Genomic DNA, 19,939 nt, shown 5'->3' with positions numbered 1-19,939 from the left:
AAGCGTCCCGGAGATTAGAGTGTTGCACGCACGGCCTGTAGTACGTCAGCGACGCGCGGGAGTTCGGAGCGATGCAAATTCTGCAGCGGAAGCGAAACGACGCTGTCGACGCGGATCAAGCGCCCAACGTGATCTACACCCGGCGTACCTACCGGAATAAACACTTCGGGCTGGCGTTTCACTTGCAGTCCCGGCGTACCGAGCACTACCGTAGGGATATTAGTTTCAGGCGGGGCTAGCTGAGTGGATATGGAGGCGACCCAGACAAGCAAATCCCCCTCTCCATCGGTCACCATACGATCTACCGAATAGATCGCCGGATCGTAATCCGGCTTCCCGGTTGCATAGCTTACGCGGAGCGGGAAGCCGCTTTGCCAGCTGCACAGCGAGCTGGCCGTGGTCAGGCCCTCGTTGCCGCCGAGCGTCAGACCGCCTGAACGCGTTGTCGTGTTCAAGTCTTTGACGATTTCGCTGATCGTATGCACGGCGAGGTGGCCGTTGGCGAAATCAAACGCCGCAGGAGACCACACCAATACACTATAATGTGCGTCTCGCAGGAGTGCGGCCAACGATTCAAGATCGCTTATCGCGATCCCCGCCACGTCTTGCCCTGAAACCGGGAAATCTCGCAGGCGGGCCCGCAAGACGGACACAACATCTCCAATCTGGTCGCTCGGGCAGGGCAGTGTGATGACATCGCCGATGCGCGGCCCCACTGCGCCCGACGTATCGAGTCCCTCACCAATGAAAACTATCGTCCGTTTTTCGGGCGTGGTGTCGAACATCGACTCCGGCGGGCAAACGATCCGCTCAAAGAACCGCGGATGCATTTTTTGCACATCGGTCCCGACGATCACGATCACATCGGCCCGGTTGCGGACTTCCGTGAGCGTAGACATGATCCAGCCGGCTGATTGGAGCACGCTCAGATTGCGTTCCAGAGCTGCGCTGAGTGCATGGTCAACGGTACCCCCACTGCGATCCGCCAGCGCCATGATGGCACGCATGCCGTCCACGTCGGTCGCTGACCCACTGTAGAGCGGCTGCTTCGCGGCCCGCACCAGCTCCGACACCTTTTGGATAGCTTCGCTCAGCTCTACGTCGCGGCCGGAGATTTGTGGTTTTGCTCCGGAGACAGACCGGGCAAAACCACTGCTGGATTTCGGGCAGCCATTCTTTATGACCTTCAAGCTACCCGCATCCGAGCGAGCAACTTCCAGGTCATCGCACAGCATGCCGCAAAACGGGCAAGGCACATTGGTGAAACTCTGGGACGCAGCGTGTTCGCTCATCCATTACCTCTATCTGAGCTGGATTTCGCCGTGGCGGTCGGTCGATTAATCTTAAACCACGGGTTGCCGATTTGAGCAATCTCAGTGGATTTTCCGCATGATTTCAATCAGTTGACTGATGGAACGTAGGTTTCGCCTCTTGAATTCACTCGAACTGAGTAGATCAGCATGCGGAACTTTTTAAGGCTTTGGCGACAACCGCCGACTGTTAAGTAGTGGCCAGACCTTACTTAGCCCTTGCAGAAAGCCAAGTATGGATCTTGCTGCTTGGCCGGCGGCACTTTTAAACTGGCGAAGCATAATCTTCGTTTTGTTGTGTCGCCGTTTGTAGAAGCTAATCTGGGCCGGCGTAGTCCCTTGGCGAATACACGTTTCGACCGCCGCAATTTTTGCACAATCTCCGCAAAACGGCGATAGTTTGACATCTAAAACGATAACTAGTCACACCCCAGAAAATATAAATAAAAAACTGTCTCGCGGTCTTTTGAGATTACCCTCAAACTCGCGTCTTCTTCTTTTAATACAATAAATGAGCAGATACTTTTGCAGCGCCTGTTTCGTGTTTCGAATGGCCAGGACGGCTTGAACTCAAAAGCGTGTTTGCCGGTGCATCTCTTTCCGCCGGCGATCCCAGCAACCTTTCTATAACGGCCAAGTTGTGCAAGCTACAAGTCTCCCGCCAACACACTGTTGTTACATAATTTTTAACGAATTCTCTTCGCCACTTCCTGTCTCGCGGAAGGCCGGCGTAAACTTAGAAAGAGCGCAGGAACAGATAAGCTGACACAAAACGTATGTATCAAATGTCGCAGTGCGGAATAGTGCACATTGCTGATATTGAGCGTTTTGAAAAATTACTCGCCCGGCGATCAAAAAGGGCCTGCTACAAGCGCGCATTTTCTTTTTAGCGGTGGTGCAAATATGTCGCTGAGCGCAAAGAGCCTTTTTCTGTCATCTTTCCGTCCAAAGCGGTGGCAAAAGTTACCACCGTGATTTGCCGTCAGACTTGCCGGGCACACCGTAAACGGTCTTAGGCGCAGGCTTTTAGAGTTTCGCAATCAACTTGGCGCTGAGGCGCTTTCTGCGGCAATCATTCGTCCCGAAACACCAGCTAATCAGAGCGACAATGCAATATACTTCGGAAGACGTGCAGGTTCTGCGCGAGCGTCTCTCTGCGCGAGATACGCGATCCAACCCTCGTTGGTGGACTGTGCCGGCTCGGCGCCTCTCCATGGTCGGGCTGAACATTGCGACACTGGCTGCGTTGTTTGCCGGCGTAGCAACAGTGCTAGGCGGCGACGGCTGGACACTGGTCGATGTCCTGATCATGGCATGTGTGGTGCTCAGCGCGCCTTGGACCGTACTTGCATCATGGAATGCGATTATCGGATTGTTTCTAACTCTAGCCTACCGGGATCCGGCGAAGATTGTCGCTCCCTTCTGGTCTGACGCCTCACCTCGAGCTCCTATCAAGTCACGCTGCGCACTGCTCATGACTGTTCGCAACGAAGACCCTGATCGGGCTTTCGCTCGGCTGGAGGCCATACGGGCAAGCCTCGAACAGACGGGGCAGAGCGCGGCTTTCGATCTGTTTGTACTGTCCGATACGGACATCCCGGCGATTGCCGAGCGCGAAGAGCAGCTTTTTGCCGACAAGCGCCACCAGTTTGCCGGGCTTGGAAATGCCTACTATCGCAGACGGAGCGCCCGCACGGGTTTCAAGGCTGGGAATGTCTGGGAATTCGTTGAGACGCGCGGTAGCAACTATGACCTTATGATCCCGCTCGACGCCGACAGTCTGATGTCCGGCTCCACAATCGTGCGCATGGTCACCACGATGGAACGGCATCCTGAAATCGGCATCCTGCAAAGTCTTGTTGTTGGTGCTCCCACTGAAAGCGGATTTGCTCGGATCTTCCAGTTCGGGATGCGGCAGGGCATGCGCGCTTTCACGCTGGGAAGTGCGTGGTGGCAGCAAGATTGCGGGCCGTTCTGGGGCCACAACGCCGTTATTCGGGTCGAAGCGTTCGCCCGTCATTGCGACCTGCCGGTATTGCCAGGTCGCGCTCCGTTGGGCGGTCATCTGCTCTCTCATGACCAAGTCGAAGCGGTTCTTATGCGCCGCGGGGGTTATGAAGTGCGTGTTATTCCAGAAGAGACGGAAAGCTGGGAAGAGAACCCAGTCACAATCCTTGACTATATGCAGCGCGACCAACGCTGGTGTAATGGAAACATGCAGTACTGGCGGCTTCTCGGAATGCCGGGGCTGGCCACTGTCAGCCGCTTTCAGATAGCGCAAGCGATCGCGATGTATATCGCGCCAGTAGCCTGGATGCTGATGATGACGCTGGCGGCGGTCAAGGCCGCGACGGAAACCATGGAGACGTTCGATCCCACACTCGCGGTTGGTCTCTACGTCTCGATGTTCATTCTAAGCCTCATGCCCAAAATCGTAGGCGCCATCCAGATAGCACTGGAGCCGAACGGCGTGGCGCGGCTTGGCGGGCCTATGAGATTCGCCGCAGGGCTTCTCGTCGAGTTCCTTTTCTCTCTCTTGATGGCTCCGGTGGTTGCCTTCCGCGTTTCCATTTTCATGGTCGGATTGTTGTTTGGCGCGCGCATCTCATGGGGCGGGCAGACCCGGGATGCTTACCGGCTCAGCTGGGCAGAAGCCGCACGGGCTATGTGGCCGCAGACGTTGTTCGGCGCAGTGTTGACTGCTGTGTTCGCGCACTATGCTCCGCAGGCTTTGCCTTGGGCTGCACCAGTTCTCTGCGGCCTCCTTCTGGCGATACCATTTGCCGTCCTGACGTCCTCTCCGCAATTTGGGACCTGGATGCGACGTCACGGCATCGCACGTACGCCTGAAGAGGCACAGACAACGACGACCTATGTTAGCGGATACGCACCGCTCGCAGGCTAAAGCACTCGCACAAACATCGCGGCGGCAAGCGTGGTAACAACGCGCTTGCCGCCATTTTTTATTACCTTAGCCGAGGCAATAAGCTCCCGACGGGAGGCGGTCTTCTTACTCTTTCATGCTGGTGCGCGGCAGGATCACCGTGAGACCCCACCCGCTCAGAGCGGCAACGCCCAACCAGATGAACAGAGATGCGGCCTGTAGCGTGCCAAGCAGCCATATGCCCGGCAGCAAAGCTACAGCTGATACCAAATAACGGACAACCGTCGCCGCAGCTCTGGGCCTATGACGCGTCCGTCGTCGTTTCGAGTCCGTCAGCGCGAGGACGATAAGCCCTGCGATGGTGATCATGCCTGCGACCGCAACAATAGATTGGATGTTCACTCGGCCGGCCCCTCGCTCAGAGTACCCACTTGTTGTCCAGCCGGTTTAACCTGCCTGCGTGCGCTCTTTGACCATGCGAACCACAGTCCGCACAGGCCTGCGATCATCAGGCATAGATCGATTGCGATCACGTCCACCTTGCCTGCCGCCAGGGCTTCATTCCAACCTTGCCCGGAAAGGGTCATTCGCACGATGGGTAGGGCGAAGAGTGCGGGGCCCATGAGCCAGGCAAACAGACTACCGAGACGGCCAGGGTTAGAGATCAGGATCCCCGCTAAAATGACCACGGCGGAGACAATGACGAACGCGAGCGGTGTCCATGACACCGGATCACCAGCAGGATAGGTCGCCAAAAATGCGTAGGCTGAGCCTAACATGGCGAGCGGCAGGCCATATGCCGTTACAATGATTGCTCTGCACCTGCGACCCCGCAAACATTACTTTTTGCGTCAACATACAGTCACAAAATACGGACGACAATACTCGCTAGGATGCGGCTGCCGGTCTGTCCGGTGATATTTTTAGCGGAGGGTCAGAATGCGCCATAGTAAGGAGGCGACAAGCATGCCAGCCGCCAGCCAAGCGGCATAATGCGCGAAGCAATAAAACGCCTGTCGCCGAGCCGCTGATATTATCTGCTGCGCAATCGCCGCATGCGGACGCTCGTTAGGCTCCAGCATGAGCCAGAGTTCGGTGTTCTTGTAAGGTCTCTTGTCAGCGTACAGAGCCTTCAGCGCCAATGTCAGACATGCGATTAGGCTAAGGAAGCCACCCGCCGACAATGCAAGGTCCATCTGGTCCGACAGGCCGACAACCGTCGTCGCGAGACCCAGGAATCCAAAACCGCACGCCCGCCCCACGGAGACGCCGGCGAGATAATGAATACGCTTCAACATCTTGCTTGTCCTGAACCGACGCCAGAACAGGTAGGCTGCATTCTTGGCCAAGCTATAAGTATGTGATTTTCATTCTGAATGTACAAGCTACCCCAGCTTGCGCAGAAATCAGCCCCCAGCCGCAGCCATGAAGGCAGGTGCCGTGAGGAGGGCCGTCCCCGCTAACCAGATGCCCAGCGAAATGGACGTGCTCGACTTCTCTCCTCGAATCCGCTCGTAGATCGCAGCGGGTACGCCGGCAGTAATCAGCGTACATGCAGAGATGAAGACCGACGTCAAATAGAGAAAAGCCAACGGAGACGCCAAGAATGTCCCCGCGACGAACGGCCTAAGCAAAATTGCCACCAGATCGAACCAAGGGGAGAAATGCATCCCGTTGACGAGTGACAATGCCGCGGTGGCCACAAGAAGGACGTCCTTGCGGAGAAGCTCTTCGCGGTCTTGCAGATCGTTCATATCCGTTAGGCCCCCACCGACGCACTCATGCCCGCCGCCACGGCGGTTAGAAACCAGAACATGCGCCCGGCCATCAACCAGACAATAGCGAAGACCAGAACGAGTCCATTGGGAACGATCGCCGGCGTAATGTAGCGCACAAGCTTAAGGACCGGGTCCGTGACGCGGCGGAATACGTGAAGAACGACGGCCTTGCTATTGGAACCGAAGATGAGATCCAGAATATACCGACCGATCAAAGTGTAGATGAGGGCGGACATCACGAGATTGGGTACGTGAAACCACCAGTTCTGCAGGAAACTATCGGCCGGGGTCATGGCAGGTCCTACTATGGCGCGGAAGGGAGGCTCGGCGAACAGAAGACGGCGAGGTGCGAGACCCCGCCGTCTTCGTTAATCAAGTTGTTGCCCATCAATGAGGCAAGTTCAACGCGTCCTTATCACGGATGATGGCTTCGCCGGATGCCTGACGTGTGGCGTCGACCATATCCTGGATTCGCTGGCTGGGAGCCGGCGTGAACAAGGAGACGATCCAGATGGTCAGGAAGCCAATCGGCAGACCGAACAGAGCACAGGAAATGTTCCTCACACCCCACCAGTTGGCGATCGACTGCGCATGCTTATCAAAGGCGGCGCACTGTGCCGCATCTGAAGCACACGCGGCCTGAAGCTGCGCGAACTTTGCGATTTGATCAGGCGTCGCATTCGACAGGAAGCTCCACATCTCATAGAAGCCCGGAGCGAAGTAGCGCGTTCCGACGAGGTAGTAGAGACAGATCCCGAAACCAAAGATCATGCCAAGTACCGCTCCCGTAGTCGTGGCGCGTTTCCACCAGATTCCGAGCACGAGGGCTGGGAATATGCCGGCCGCCGCGAGCGAGAACGCCCACGCCACCATCGACAAGATGTCCGCCGGTTTCGTCGATGCCGTGTATGCCGCGAACACCGCCACGATGACCAGCAGTATGCGAGCGACCAAAAGTCGGCGGAACGTCGGCGCATTCCGATCAATCATCTTGTAGTAGATGTCGTGTGAAAGCGCGTTGGCGATGGCAAGAAGCAGACCGTCAGCTGTCGACAGCGCGGCGGCGAGACCACCGGCTGCTACGAGACCTGCGATCACATAAGGCATCCCCGCGATCTCAGGAGTCGACAGAACGATCACGTCAGGGTTGATCGTGAGATCCTGAAGCCGCAACACGCCGGGATGACCAGCGATATTACTGCAAGCGGCCTTAACCGCTTCGAGGTTCACGGCGTCCACGCCGCAGACCTTGATGAGCCCGATCGCTCCGTAGTTGAACAACCACTCACGGATACTATCCAGATCGCGGCCCACAACGTCGGAATAGACCTCAAGCTTCGCGAATGCCGCATAGGCCGGCGCCGTGAAGTACAGGAGGAAAATAAAGAACAGCGACCAAGCCACCGACTTGCGAGCCTCACGCACGGATGGTGTCGTGAAGTAGCGCATGAGGATATGCGGCAAGGATGCCGTACCGACCATCAAGCAGAAGATCAGAGCGAAGAAGTTGAGAGGATCATACGTCACAAAGGGTTTGATGTGCGGCTTCAGCGTTGCCGCGTCCGCCAGACCGCTCGAGACCATCGATTGCTCAAGTGCCGTGATATCCTGCAGGGCTTGTCCATAGGTCAGCTGAGGAATCGGGATGCCGTATTTCTGGGTCGAGAGAACAACCACGGGCAACAGGTAGGCAACGATCAAAACGATGTATTGTGCCACCTGCGTCCAGGTCACGGCCTTCATGCCGCCCAACATCGAGCAGAGCAAGATGCCCAACAGACCGACGTAAACCGCAACGGTGAAGTCCATCCCCAAGAAGCGGGATGCGATGATACCGGTCGCGTAGATCTGCGCTGTTACATAAGTAAACGAACAGCACACCAGCACGATAACGGCGAGAAACCGTGCGAAGTTGCCGCCAAAACGCTCGGCGAAGAAGTCCGGTACAGTGAAAGCGCCGAACTTGCGCAGGAATGGTGCAATCAGAATCGCGACGAGAACGTAGCCACCTGTCCATCCCAGCACGAAAGCCAAGCCATCGTAACCGAGCAAGAAGAGCGTTCCGGCCATACCGACGAATGAAGCCCCCGACATCCAGTCGGCGCCTGTCGCCATACCATTGTAGAACGCAGGAACGCGCCGACCGGCAACATAGTATTCGCCGACTTCAGCCGTACGTGAGATAATCCCGATGATAGCATAGACGGCGATCGTCAAGAACACGAAGCCGTACCCGATGAACTTATTCGGGACTCCCATCTGTTCAAGGATTGCGAGAACTACAACGAACGCAAAAAAGCCGCCCGTATAAAGTGTATATATTCGGCCTAGGTTGGAGATAAAGTCTCCACCGCCTTTGTTTGAATCGACTTGTGCCATCGACACCTCCCCTATTCCTCAGCGAAGCCTTCTTCGCGGTCGATGTTGTCCTGCAATTTCGCAAACGCGAAGAGCATGATGACGAACGCGATCAACGACCCTTGCGCGGCCATGTAGAAGCCGAGCGGGAAGCCGAGGATGACGATGGTGTTAAGTTGAATAACGAACATGTGGATGATGAAGCTGAAGAACAGCCACAACACGAACATCGTCCACATGAGCCTACTGGTTCTGCGCCAGTGTCTTGCTCCGTCCTGTTGCATGGTCGTTTCTCCCTTTATCGCGCGATCGCGCGGGATACAGGACGGATGTAAGCAGCCCGCAGCGCTATCGGCTCAGGCAAACCGCCCCAAATTGGGAGATTAATCTTCAGTAAACGCCACGCATAGAGAACTTAAGTCGTACTTCTATGCATAATTGAATAATTACCACACTTAAATAGTGTGCACCGCAATAATACCCGCATCAACTACTTCAATTACTCTATAGTAAATCTTCAGCGTCATCTAATACCATTTGCGGCAAGGTAATTTTGCAGCAAAAACGTCCAGTTCGTAATAATTTTCGGCCGTCTCAGTATTCCTCTCATCAGGAGATAATATTGCTCCCATGACCGAAACCAGTTATTGCACGCCGCTTGTCGGCTTGGACGCGGTCGTTCTTGACATTGAAGCAACAGGTCTTGATTCAACCACCGCGCGAATTGTGCAAATAGGTGCGATTAAAGTTCACGGCGGCGTGATCGACAAGTATCGATGCTTCAATCGGCTTGTCAATCCGGACATCCCGATCCCCCCGTCTTCGACGACCATTCACGGTATCGCAGATGCCGACGTCGCCACCGCTGCTCCGTTTAAAGACGTGTGGCCTGAATTACGCGATTTTATCGGGACTTCCATACTTGTCGGGCATGCTACTGCATATGATCTTGCCGTGTTGCAGCGCGAGTGCCAGCTCGCCGGAATCGAATGGCGGCCACGACACGCCCTAGACATCCGGACACTTGCGCAAATCGCTGCCCCTACTCTCGCCGGACATAGTCTCGACAGCTTATGTGCATGGCTGGATATCAAGATCGAGGGACGGCACACGGCGCTCGGCGATGCCACCGCCACAGCGAGAGCATTCTTAGCGCTACTTCCGCTGCTCCGCGCGAAAAATGTGCGGACCCTTGCCGAAGCAGAAGCCGCGACACGCCACGCCATTGAACGTGATGCTCAAGCTGCGGGCGGGCTCATGGCGACGTTTGAAGATGCTCCGACCGGAAAGGCCACCGACGAGCCTGATGACAAGGTTCAAGGTCCACTGATGCGGACCGACACTTATCCCTATCGTCACTGCGTCTACGAAGTCATGGGCATGCCACCGGTGCGCGTTTCTCCAAACGACACCATGCACGAGGTTTCCCGCACGCTCATTAATCGCAAAGTGAGCTCAGCTTTCGTAGAAATTGGCGATGGCCGGCATGGGATCGTGACGGAACGCGATATCATGCGCGCGATCGCTTCCCGCGGAGCCGACGCTCTTGCTCGACCGGTCGCTGACATTATGAATACACCGCTGCAGTCAATCTCCGACCAAGCCTTTCTCTATCGCGCGATCGCGCGCATGCAGCGGTTCGGCTTCCGTCACCTCGGCGTACGTAATGCCAATGGCGAGATCATTGGCGCTTTGACCATGCGCGATCTGCTGCGATACCGCGCCTCCTCCGCTATTGCACTTGGCGATGAAATCGACGTCGCGAATACCGTTGGCGAACTCAGTCAGGCCTGGGCCAAGTTACCTGTCATTGCGAAAGAGTTGATCGCCGAAGACGTTCGTGCCTTCACGATCGCAAATGTCATCAGTTCTGAATTGCGGGTTTTGACGCGACGCGCCTCGCAACTTGCTGAAGCACGAATGAAGGACGCTGGGCATGGTGCGCCGCCAGTTCCCTATGCCGTTCTGGTTTTAGGATCGGCAGGGCGTGGGGAAAGCCTCCTCGCGGCAGATCAAGACAACGCCATCATCTTCAACAGCGGCGAGCCTGGCGGACCTGAAGACAGATGGTTCGAAAAACTTGGAAGGCATTTATCCGATATTCTTGATGAGGTCGGCGTTCCTTACTGCAAAGGGGGCGTGATGGCACGCAATGCCGCCTGGCGCATGAGTTTCGCTGACTGGAAAGGCATGATCGAAAGCTGGGTGCGCCGGCAGCGCCCGAAAGACCTGCTTAACGTCGACATCTTCTTTGACGGCATCCCAGTTTTTGGTGATGTCGCTCTCGGTGAAGCTATATGGGAGCACGCATATGCGTGCGGATCTCAATCCACCCCCTTCATCAAATTGCTGACCGAGGCTGCTCGGATACCAGGTGGTCAGGCTTTTACGCTTTTTGGTGGCTTCAGGCGTGATGAGAAGGGTCGCGTTGATCTTAAGAAGGTCGGCTTATTTCCGATCATCACAGCCGCACGCGTTCTTTCGATCAAGTATGACGCGCGTGCGAGGAGCACCCCTGAGCGTTTTCGCAAAATTGCGGCCAAGGGCGCGGCTTCGCCTGATGCGATCGAACGTCTACTCGTCGCACACGAAACGATCATCAGATCTATTCTTGAACAGCAGATCACCGACATTGCGGATGGCGTACCGCCGGGGAACAAGGTCGCAACGGCGCGTCTGGACCGTGCGCAACGTGCTGCACTCAAAGCAGCGGTCGCTGACGTATACATAGCGACAGACCTCGTCGGTGAAGGACGCATCTAATCTGTCGCACCAAGATGAGTGCGGCATCTCGTGCATGTTTGCGTCAAGTCAACGCCGCACGAAATCGCTCTATGCCATTTCGCAGGATGAACTCAAGTTGTGGAGGATATCATGGATTGGCCGAGGTTCCGCCACGTCGAGCGGCAAGCCCGCCGTTTGAGCGACATGATCGAGAAACTCGATGTCGACACATTAAGCCTTATTCGCCTGCGTCAGGGCAATGCGTATGCGGAGGCTCGTACAAAATGTTTGCATTGCACCAACGCAGCCGAGTGTTTGGAATGGCTTGAGAATTGGCCTCACGGCGGTGAGCCCGCCGCGTTCTGCCCTATCATTTCGCTGCTGGAAAGCTGCCGTCGGTCTTCGAAGACTGCCTCGAACGCCCCCCTGTGAGACGGACCATCGCCGGCTCAGTTTGCATTTAAATAATAGGTAGAGAGAGAAGGCTTGGGTCTGGTTTGACCCAAGTCAAGGACGAGCACGCAGCATTCCGCATAGCCTCGTAGTCCGCAAGATTAACGATAAGATCTGGGTGCGGAACGTCATGAAGCGGATTAAGCGATGGATTTTAGTTGCGGGTAACGCAAGGGCCCGCATTGTTGAACGGCTCGGGACGGGGCGGAACACGCGTATTCTTGAGCCATACCGATTTGACGAAGATGTTCCACTTTGCCGGGAACTTCCTTGCGAATGCGCAGATGATCCGAATTACGATGCTGTTCCTTTGTGCCGGCGACCCTGCTCTCCGGAAACGAAGTTTGCTTGTAAGCTCGCCGACCTCCTGCAGGAGCGCTCCACGAGGGGAGACTTTGACAGGCTTTTGATTGTTGCGCCGCCTTCTATGATCGCAGATCTGCATGCCTCGTTCGACGATGGGATGCGTGTCAAGGTTATCGCTGAAGTGGCCGCAGATCTCACGCAAGCAGCCAACGTAGAGATCGTCCACCGTCTCGAAACAGAAAACCTTCTCTGCTAGTCTCGATCATCTGTTTGGAGACGCCTGCCATGCCCAGCGCGTCATAAATATTATTGTGAGGTACGCCAATGGCGCTGAAGCATGTTCGCTTGGAACTCGCCAGAGACCCAGATTTTCCCAACGGCAGTCGAGACCGTGGCTACGAGTTTGTCGCTCCGCTCGATGATAATGGACATCTCGATGCCAAAGAGTGGCGGCAGAATCGGGATCGGTGTCGCGTCAAACGCATCTGGCCCCACGAACCTTCTCCAATTGGCCATCTGGTCCATAAGCCAGGTGGTGTCTGGGCGTTCGACTACGACACAACGCGCAGTGACGATGACGAGGCAGGCTTCAAACTCGACAAACACAAGCTCGTGCCAGGAGAATATATATCGTTCCGAGAGAGCGACGGAGAAATGCGGACATTCTACGTCGTCGCTGTTTCAGATCTCGATTAATCCCTTCACATAGGCCTGATTCATGATTTCCATGACCGACGCTCATCGCGCAACTTGGATTTTGGTCGGCGTCATGCTTGCATCAGCTTGCGCTAAAATGGCTTTTGCAGCAGATGCTCCGCAAAGCCCTCCCGATATGACGCGTGGCAAAGCAATCGCAGAACGTTGGTGTGTGAGTTGCCACGTAATAGCAAGCGATAGCAACGCAACCGTCCCGGCCGGCGTGCCAACATTTCGCGCCATCGCCAATCGTAAGGGACAAACCGCCGACAATATCCGGCACGTCTTGATGATGCCTCACGTTCCTATGCCGGACATGCAGCTTACACGTGGCGAGATGGATGATCTGATCGCTTATATGGACTCTTTGCGTGATGCTAAGTCGGGACCGGCACTGCTCCCCAAGCCTCAAAAGGGTAATCAGAAGCCGGCCATTCCTTACAATACGTAAGGACGCTGGCTTCCCTACGGATCGCGATCTCAGCGTTCCAGAACATAAGTTCCAGGCGCTGGATACATAGGCTTATAAGGCACTCGACCGAGTGGCGGCGGCGTGGTGGGTTTTCCCGAGATATCGCTGAGCCAAGCCGTCCATTCCGGCCACCAGGACCCGGGCTTTCGCGGGGCGCTGGCGGCCCAAGCATCCGGGTCTGGGCTTGGCGTTGCGCGTGGGTGGCGGAGCACCTGATACGAACGACGCGGATGACCAATTTCTGAAACGATACCGGCATTGTGCCCGCCTGAGGTCAAGACGAAATCGACCTCGACATCGAGAAGATGAACGAGCTTAAACACCGAATGCCAGGGCGCCACGTGATCAGTCGTTGTGCCGACTGCGAACACCGGGACCTCAATGCATTCGAGTTGGATGGGACGCCCATCGACGCGAAAACGACCCTGCGCGAGATCATTGCCCAAGAAAAGCTTTCGTAGATAATCCGACTGCATCCGATAAGGCATGCGGGTCGCATCGGCGTTCCATGCCATAAGGTCCGTCATGTCCGGCCGATCACCCATAAGGTACTCGTGAACCATGCGGGACCAGATGAGGTCTTGCGACCTCAACATCTGGAATGCCCCGGCCATGTAGCGCTGATCGAGGTACCCCGACTGCCACATCATGTCCTCGATAAACGAAACCTGCCCTTCATCTATGAAAAGGCCAAGTTCCCCCGGCTCCTCAAAATCCACTTCCGCCGCGAAGAAGGACAAGCTGGCGAGACGAGCATCTCCATCACGCGCCATGGCTGACGCAGCAATCGACAAAAGGGTGCCGCCCAAGCAATAGCCGACGGCATGCACCTTTTCTCTGCCGGTTACTGTTTCGACCACATCGAGAGCTGCCATAACTCCCAACCTGCGATAATCGTCCATCGACATATCGCGTAGCTCGGGCCCTGGATTGCGCCAGGAAATACAGAAGACCGTGAACCCTTGCGCAACAAGATAGCGAATGAGCGAATTGTGAGGCGACAAATCGAGTATGTAATACTTCATGATCCAGGCCGGGATGATAAGGATCGGCTCCGGCCGGACTTTTTCGGTCTTCGGCTTATATTGGATGAGCTCGATAAGCTCATTCCTGAAAATGACTTCACCCGGCGTAACGGCTACGCGTTTCCCAACTTCAAAGTCTTCGGCACCCGCTGGACGCTGGCCGCTGACGGATCGGCCGATATCCTCTGTCGCATGGCCTAAGCCACGCATAAAATTAGCGCCGTGCTCTTTGACGGTCTGCTCGATAATTTCGGGGTTCGTCGCAACGAAGTTCGCAGGCGACATCATGTCGAGAAACTGCCGGCTATAGAATTCGACGAGCCGTTCGTGCCGAGCCGTCACACCATGTACGCTTGTGGTAGCATCATGCCACCAGTCCTGTCCTAACAAGAAGGACTGATGGAGCATATTGAACGGGAAGACCTGCCATCCGCGATGTTGGAAGCGCCGGTCCTGAGGTGGTGGGCAAACGCACGGCGTCGCGCCTTGACCCTGACATGTGCATTCCCACGCATAATGAAAAAGCTTCGACCAGTTTTCGACTGCTCGGACCTGAAGCTCGTATTGCTTGCCAGGCAACGTGGCCAAGTGCAAAGCCCAGTCCCACCAAGCGCCTGCCAAGCTTATAGGAGATAGGCCAAACGTCAGTGGGGCCCACGCCGCATGAAACTGCCGATCGGCTAGTCGAAAGACACTTTCCTGCTCTTGCGCTGTGCGGCTCTCAACGACGCTCTCGGATGCTGGATACGCGACAAGCCCACCTTGCCGTCGATCCTTTGCGCTCATGTCTTTAGGCAGCTGCGCATCAACTGACAGGTCCGCAACGTCACTTTCCCGTGGAACGGGCGCCCCCATTAGTCCTCCTCTGCGCACTCACCTTGCGCAAATTGGCAACCACGCCTGCCACCATATGATTTCAGGCCGCCTTCGGCGAAGACAACTCGTCGGCGAGTGCTTCGGCTTCCCTTTGGATCCGATCGGCTGTCTCGGACGCAAACTTCGAACCTATATTCGCCATCTTCCCGGCTTCGCTCGAATAATCGTTCAGGGCGTTCTGGAAGAAATCGGTGTAGATATGAACGGCGTCATCGATTTCCTTGCTAGCATTCAAATCTTCGAGCAGCTTCACATCCTGCTCATAACGATGCTTGAGGAACGCCAAAGCCTCAATCTGGTAGCTCATCATGGATTTGAACGCATGCCCCTGGAGTCGGCCAAGTGCCAGAAAAGCCTGCTGACCGAATAAGGCTGTTTGCGGCTGAGTAAAAACGTTCATTCTATTCATCATTGCTCTCTGCGGCTTCGTTCCATCTGGTCTGTCTAACACTATGTGGTCCTCCAGGTTCCCGATCTCAATCTTGGATCGGCCTCCGCCTTTCGACAATCTCGCTGTCATAAGCCTCTCTCCTCACAGGTGCATTGCACTTGCTATTCAAGAGCAACTGTTCCGTGCGACCTGGAAGCTCCCAACTCAATGTTAGAGTAGTCACCGCGGCTAACAGTTCACGTTGATCTTGATCAACGGAGAACTGCGACGCGCTGGCGCTGCCGTACACTAAAGTATTCCGCCTACTTCAGCTGGAGAGACACGATCGAGAGACCCGGATCGCCCGTATCGAGATGCGCCTGAAATCCCATCTCGTGGCACAACTTCAGCATCTTCGTATTGTCTCTCAGAACGAACCCGTCGATCCGCGAAATGCCGTCAGCCTTTGCAAAGCGGATGAGCTCTTCCAGAAGAGCGTATCCCAACCCTCGTCCTTGTTGATCCGTTCGCACAACGAGGCCGAACTCAGACATCTCCTTGTCCGGGTCCGAAGACAGACGGCCTATGCCCGCCAATTCGCCAGATGCTACGTCTATCGCGACGAAGGCAATGTCCCGCTCGTAGTCGAGTTGTGTAAGCCGCAACAGCATCTCGTTTGGAAAGTGCTTGCGCGGCGCAAGGAGCCGCAAACGTAAATCTTCTGCCGATACCTTCTCCAGGAAAGTCGGATAAAGGGCGACGTCCGCGGGCTTGATGGGACGAACATGATACCGCGTGCCGTGGAGGATCAGATCTTTCTCCCAACCTGAGGGATAAGGACGGACGGCAAGATCAGGATTGGGAGTGGGGCAATCGATATTTTCTGGATTGATCTCGATCCTCGCATCGAGAGCTACGACGCCATCGCTATCGGCAATCAGCGGGTTTATGTCCAATGAGACTATGCAGGCAAAGTCAACGATCATGCGTGAAAGCGCATTCAACGCACGGCTGATCGCCTCGCGGTTGGCTGCCGGGCGGTCGCGGTAGCCAGCCAGAAGGCGGCCGATCCGCGTACGATCTATGAGATCGCCAGCAAGGACGTCATCCAATGGAGGCAGGCCGGTCGCGGTGTCGGCGACGACCTCGACGGCTGTCCCACCGGCGCCGAACAAGATGACTGGTCCGAAGACCGGATCACGGCTCATCCCGAGCAGCAGTTCCTGCGCATTTTTACGGACAACCATGGGCTGCAAGGTGAAGCCGTCGATGGTGGCGTCGGGCCTCTCTTTTGCAACTCTCTTCACCATTTTCTCTGCAGCAGCGCGCGCAGCTGCAGCTGTATCGATGTTGAGCGCAACGCCTCCGATATCGGATTTGTGGGAAATTTGCCTCGATAGTAGCTTGACGACGATCTTGTCCGACGTTTCCAGCAGCTTCAATGCCAGCTTTTCGACGTCATCAACCGAAGGCGCCTCGACCATATCCGGTACTGGAATTTCGTAGGCTGCCAGAGCTGCTTTGGCTTCAGGCTCGGTAAGTATGCTGCGACCTTCATTGGCAACTTTCTGGAAGATCTCGAAGACGCGCTCTCGATTGACGTGCACGTCCTCGCTGCCGTGGGTCGGCACACGCATCAGCGCCTTCTGCGCTCGTGACCAGTCGCTCAAATATGAGACTGCGACAGCCGCATCGTCCGGCGTCTCGAAACTCGCCAGTCCGCTATCTTGCAGAATATGCCGCGCCGGGATGGCGGACTTACCGCCTAGCCAACACGTCAGAACCGGCTTCCCGGCAATCGTGCCGCTGCTAGCGAGTGCCCCTACCGCTTTCGCAGCATCACTCGCTGACGCCAGTCCTGTCGGACAGTTTAAAACCAACAGGGCGTCCATGTTGGCGTCCGCAGCCACGGCAGCAACAGCTTCCTTGTAACGGCCGGGGGGTGCATCACCGATAATGTCAACCGGGTTGGCGCGGGACCAGTTGGACGGCAACGCCCGATCTAGCCTTGCGATGGTCTCGGGCGAAAGTTCGGGAAGCTCTCCCTTGCAGTCGACCAGACGATCTACAGCAAGCACGCCTGCGCCGCCGCCATTCGTTACGATGCCGACCCGAGAGCGCTTCAACTGCTTGAACCGCGCTAATACCTCTGCCGCGTCAAAGAGCTCGCCTAAATCGTGCACGCGAAGAATGCCGGCCCGATTCAAGGCTGCGTCAACCGCGGCATCCCCGCCTGCCAATGCCCCCGTGTGCGTTGCGGCCGCCTTGGCCGCCTGTTCATGCCGACCCGACTTAATCGCGATGACAGGCTTTATGCGGGCTGCAGCACGGGCAGCAGACATAAACTTGCGCGGGTTGGGTATTGTCTCAAGGTACATAAGGATGGCGCGTGTTTTCCCATCCCCCGCAAGCATGTCTAGGTAATCGCCAACATCGACATCCGCCATGTCACCAAGAGAAACGATGTGTGAGAAGCCGACATTCTCGTCAGCCGCCCAATCGATAAGGGAGGTCGCGATTGCCCCGGATTGAGAGAGAAGTGCCAGTCCGCCAGGGCGCGGAAACATGTGCGCGAAGCTAGCATTCAGCTTAGCCTCTGGGACGATCAACCCCACCGTGTTCGGCCCGATAATGCGGAAAAGGAACGGCTTGGCAGCATCGAGCATCGCCTGTCGCAAACCGTTCTCGCGCGTAAGGCCAGCCGTTATCACAACGGCTGCGCGGGTACCTTTCTCACCAAGCTCGCGGATGAGACTGGGAATAGTTCCAGGCGGCGTGGCGATGACTGCAAAATCGGGAATGCTAGAAATGTCGCTCACCCGTGCATAGCAACGACGCCCTGCGACTTCATCATACTTCGGATTGACCGGCCATATTTCTCCGGCGAACCCCGCTTCAATAATATTTCGCATCAAGATGTGGCCGAGCGAGCCTTCGCGACTGGAGGCCCCCAGGACGGCAATCGACTTAGGGCGAACCGCATGTTCGAGGTTACGGATTGTCATTGAGCTTCACCTCGCCATCGTGACAACATGCTCTTTTGGAAAGAGCTTTGTTGGATCGGTGGTACCCATATCGGCCGAACATTACGGCACCAGTACCGCTGCTCCATTAAGTCGACCGGAGCGCAAATCCGCCAACGCGTCGTTGGCCGCGTCCAGGGGATAAACCGTGGTATGCGTCTTCACCCCAGCCTTGCGGGCTACAGGGAAGAACTCCCGCGCATCCTGACGCGTTAGGTTTGCCACCGATACAAGCTCGCGCTCGCCCCAGATCAAGCGGTAGCGCATTTGCGGAATGTCGCTCATGTGAATGCCACCGCACACGACCCTTCCACCTTTAGCGACCGCCGCAAGAGCGGCCGGGACGAGCGCGCCCACCGGTGCAAAAATTATCGCAGCATCGATAAGTTCCGGCGAAGGTTCATCTGAACCGCCCACCCATGTGACCCCAAGGCTTCGCGCAAACTCTTGCGATTCCGTATCTCCGGGGCGGGTGAAGGCGTACACGGCACGCCCCTGCCACAGACATATCTGAGTAATGATATGAGCCGCCGCACCAAAACCGTAGATCCCTATCATTTTGCCTTCACCGGCATGGCGCAACGACCTCCATCCAATCAAACCTGCACACAGGAGAGGTGACGTTGCTATCGGATCAGCGTTGGGATCGAGGTCAAACGCGAAGTCCGACGTGGCCACCGTATGCGTGGCAAATCCTCCGTCGCGCGTGTAACCAGTGAACAAAGGATGGTCACAGAGGTTTTCACGATCGCTCCGGCAATAACCGCACTGCCCACAAGTCTGGCCCAGCCAGGGTATGCCAACGCGGTGTCCAATTCGGTCTGCGGAAACACCCGGTCCGACGGCATCAACAATGCCGACGATCTCGTGCCCTGGCACCAACGGCAACTTTGGCTCTGACAGATCACCATCAACGATATGAAGGTCGGTCCGGCACACCGCACATGCTTCTATCTTTACACGTACTTCACCTTCGCCGGGCGTTGGATCTGGCCGCTCGACAAGTTGCAGAGGCTTGTCAAGCTTTTCGAAAATCATTGCCTTCATGCGCACACCCTGCAGTCAATTTTTCGCTGTTGACGGTCTAGGCCGTGGCCGCTTCCATACCTAAATAAATAGGACCAACACTCGTTGGCTTTGATGCAGTGCAAAGAGTTTGGAACATTTCACGGCGGGGGTTTCACTTACACAATCCATCCGTTTCCGTCGCATCCAGCTTTGACGCTGTAGGCTTCACTTCGCGAGGCAAGACTATGCAAGACCCACTCATCATCACGTTTCGGCATCTAGAGTCTTCTGAGGCGGTCGAGAACCAAGTCCGACAACGTCTCACGGATCTTCAGAAGCTCTATCCCAGGATCGTTGCCTGTGAAGTCGTGATAGAAGCTCCTCAAAAACGGAAAGTTACAGGCCGGGAGTTCAAGGTCCACCTGAAACTCTCAATTCCTGGTCCGGATATTAACGTCACAGGTGAGGCAAGTCGCGGTGAAGCCGCTGAGGATGTCAACGTAGCCGTGCGCGAGGCCTTCGAGGCTGCTGAGCGTATTCTCGTGGAGCGTAAGGAGAAATTGGCCAGACACTAACCACGGCATACCGAGTTGCAAATATGCTTCCCCGGTCATCAGGCCGGGGAAGACATCTTATTAAGGGCCTTAAATTTTCAG

General features: G+C 56.0%; 19 protein-coding genes. 7 read left to right on the top strand and 12 right to left on the bottom strand.

What is annotated here, in order from left to right; all coding sequences use genetic code 11:
- Positions 1 to 14 precede the first annotated feature (14 nt).
- Entirely contained in the window at positions 15 to 1,292 is a 1,278-nt protein-coding gene (locus tag YBN1229_RS08600; protein WP_046478002.1) for a formylmethanofuran dehydrogenase, read from the bottom strand.
- A 1,126-nt stretch (positions 1,293 to 2,418) separates the two neighbouring features.
- On the opposite strand from YBN1229_RS08600, the gene mdoH reads away from it, so the two are divergent.
- Positions 2,419 to 4,215 carry a glucans biosynthesis glucosyltransferase MdoH gene (mdoH, locus tag YBN1229_RS08595; protein WP_052743796.1) on the top strand — a complete coding sequence of 599 codons (1,797 nt, stop codon included), beginning with the start codon at positions 2,419 to 2,421 and terminating at the stop codon, positions 4,213 to 4,215.
- A gap of 105 nt (positions 4,216 to 4,320) precedes the next feature.
- Here the strand turns inward: mdoH and YBN1229_RS08590 are convergent, their stop codons facing one another.
- The 7 genes from YBN1229_RS08590 to YBN1229_RS08560 all read right to left on the bottom strand — a co-directional run bounded on the left by YBN1229_RS08590 (position 4,321) and on the right by YBN1229_RS08560 (position 8,614).
- A complete protein-coding gene (locus YBN1229_RS08590) occupies positions 4,321 to 4,596 on the bottom strand; it encodes a hypothetical protein (protein ID WP_046478001.1) in 276 nt (91 codons plus the stop codon).
- Entirely contained in the window at positions 4,593 to 4,973 is a 381-nt protein-coding gene (locus YBN1229_RS08585) for a hypothetical protein (protein ID WP_046478000.1), read from the bottom strand. The genes YBN1229_RS08590 and YBN1229_RS08585 overlap by 4 nt, the downstream gene beginning before the upstream one ends.
- 144 nt (positions 4,974 to 5,117) lie before the next feature.
- Positions 5,118 to 5,492, bottom strand: coding sequence for a hypothetical protein (locus YBN1229_RS08580; RefSeq protein ID WP_139165278.1), 375 nt, complete (start codon positions 5,490 to 5,492; stop codon positions 5,118 to 5,120).
- Between the two features lie 108 nt (positions 5,493 to 5,600).
- Positions 5,601 to 5,948: a hypothetical protein gene (locus tag YBN1229_RS08575; RefSeq protein WP_046477998.1), complete on the bottom strand. Its 348-nt coding sequence runs from the start codon at positions 5,946 to 5,948 to the stop codon at positions 5,601 to 5,603.
- A gap of 5 nt (positions 5,949 to 5,953) precedes the next feature.
- Complete coding sequence (locus tag YBN1229_RS08570) at positions 5,954 to 6,265, bottom strand: hypothetical protein (protein ID WP_046477997.1); 312 nt, start codon at positions 6,263 to 6,265, stop codon at positions 5,954 to 5,956.
- 94 nt (positions 6,266 to 6,359) lie between these two features.
- Positions 6,360 to 8,351, bottom strand: a complete 1,992-nt coding sequence (locus tag YBN1229_RS08565; RefSeq protein WP_046477996.1) for a sodium:solute symporter family protein — start codon at positions 8,349 to 8,351, stop codon at positions 6,360 to 6,362.
- An 11-nt stretch (positions 8,352 to 8,362) separates the two neighbouring features.
- Positions 8,363 to 8,614 carry a DUF4212 domain-containing protein gene (locus YBN1229_RS08560; protein WP_046477995.1) on the bottom strand — a complete coding sequence of 84 codons (252 nt, stop codon included), beginning with the start codon at positions 8,612 to 8,614 and terminating at the stop codon, positions 8,363 to 8,365.
- 346 nt (positions 8,615 to 8,960) lie between these two features.
- On the opposite strand from YBN1229_RS08560, the gene YBN1229_RS08555 reads away from it, so the two are divergent.
- The 5 genes from YBN1229_RS08555 to YBN1229_RS08535 all read left to right on the top strand — a co-directional run bounded on the left by YBN1229_RS08555 (position 8,961) and on the right by YBN1229_RS08535 (position 12,960).
- Positions 8,961 to 11,093 (top strand): DUF294 nucleotidyltransferase-like domain-containing protein, encoded by a 2,133-nt coding sequence (locus YBN1229_RS08555; RefSeq protein ID WP_046477994.1) that lies wholly within the window; start codon positions 8,961 to 8,963, stop codon positions 11,091 to 11,093.
- A gap of 111 nt (positions 11,094 to 11,204) precedes the next feature.
- The gene (locus YBN1229_RS08550; protein ID WP_046477993.1) at positions 11,205 to 11,486 is read left to right on the top strand and encodes a DUF6455 family protein; all 282 of its coding nucleotides are present in this window, start codon (positions 11,205 to 11,207) and stop codon (positions 11,484 to 11,486) included.
- 151 nt (positions 11,487 to 11,637) lie between these two features.
- Complete coding sequence (locus YBN1229_RS08545; protein WP_046477992.1) at positions 11,638 to 12,069, top strand: host attachment protein; 432 nt, start codon at positions 11,638 to 11,640, stop codon at positions 12,067 to 12,069.
- Between the two features lie 68 nt (positions 12,070 to 12,137).
- Positions 12,138 to 12,509, top strand: a complete 372-nt coding sequence (locus tag YBN1229_RS08540) for a hypothetical protein (protein WP_046477991.1) — start codon at positions 12,138 to 12,140, stop codon at positions 12,507 to 12,509.
- A 31-nt stretch (positions 12,510 to 12,540) separates the two neighbouring features.
- Complete coding sequence (locus YBN1229_RS08535; protein WP_160298694.1) at positions 12,541 to 12,960, top strand: c-type cytochrome; 420 nt, start codon at positions 12,541 to 12,543, stop codon at positions 12,958 to 12,960.
- Positions 12,961 to 12,989: 29 nt separating this feature from the next.
- Here the strand turns inward: YBN1229_RS08535 and YBN1229_RS08530 are convergent, their stop codons facing one another.
- The 4 genes from YBN1229_RS08530 to YBN1229_RS08515 all read right to left on the bottom strand — a co-directional run bounded on the left by YBN1229_RS08530 (position 12,990) and on the right by YBN1229_RS08515 (position 19,322).
- Positions 12,990 to 14,861, bottom strand: a complete 1,872-nt coding sequence (locus YBN1229_RS08530; protein ID WP_244465045.1) for a PHA/PHB synthase family protein — start codon at positions 14,859 to 14,861, stop codon at positions 12,990 to 12,992.
- A gap of 61 nt (positions 14,862 to 14,922) precedes the next feature.
- The gene (locus YBN1229_RS08525; RefSeq protein ID WP_046480159.1) at positions 14,923 to 15,282 is read right to left on the bottom strand and encodes a phasin family protein; all 360 of its coding nucleotides are present in this window, start codon (positions 15,280 to 15,282) and stop codon (positions 14,923 to 14,925) included.
- A 293-nt stretch (positions 15,283 to 15,575) separates the two neighbouring features.
- The gene (locus YBN1229_RS08520; protein ID WP_046477990.1) at positions 15,576 to 18,257 is read right to left on the bottom strand and encodes a bifunctional acetate--CoA ligase family protein/GNAT family N-acetyltransferase; all 2,682 of its coding nucleotides are present in this window, start codon (positions 18,255 to 18,257) and stop codon (positions 15,576 to 15,578) included.
- A gap of 81 nt (positions 18,258 to 18,338) precedes the next feature.
- Entirely contained in the window at positions 18,339 to 19,322 is a 984-nt protein-coding gene (locus YBN1229_RS08515) for a zinc-dependent alcohol dehydrogenase family protein (protein WP_046477989.1), read from the bottom strand.
- A gap of 206 nt (positions 19,323 to 19,528) precedes the next feature.
- On the opposite strand from YBN1229_RS08515, the gene YBN1229_RS08510 reads away from it, so the two are divergent.
- On the top strand, positions 19,529 to 19,858 hold the full coding sequence (locus YBN1229_RS08510; protein WP_052743792.1) for an HPF/RaiA family ribosome-associated protein: 330 nt from the start codon (positions 19,529 to 19,531) through the stop codon (positions 19,856 to 19,858).
- The last annotated feature ends 81 nt before the right edge of the window (positions 19,859 to 19,939 follow it).

Origin of the sequence: Candidatus Filomicrobium marinum (assembly GCF_000981545.1) — a bacterium.
Lineage (GTDB): Bacteria > Pseudomonadota > Alphaproteobacteria > Rhizobiales > Hyphomicrobiaceae > Filomicrobium > Filomicrobium insigne.
This window is presented reverse-complemented; position numbering and strand designations above follow the sequence as displayed.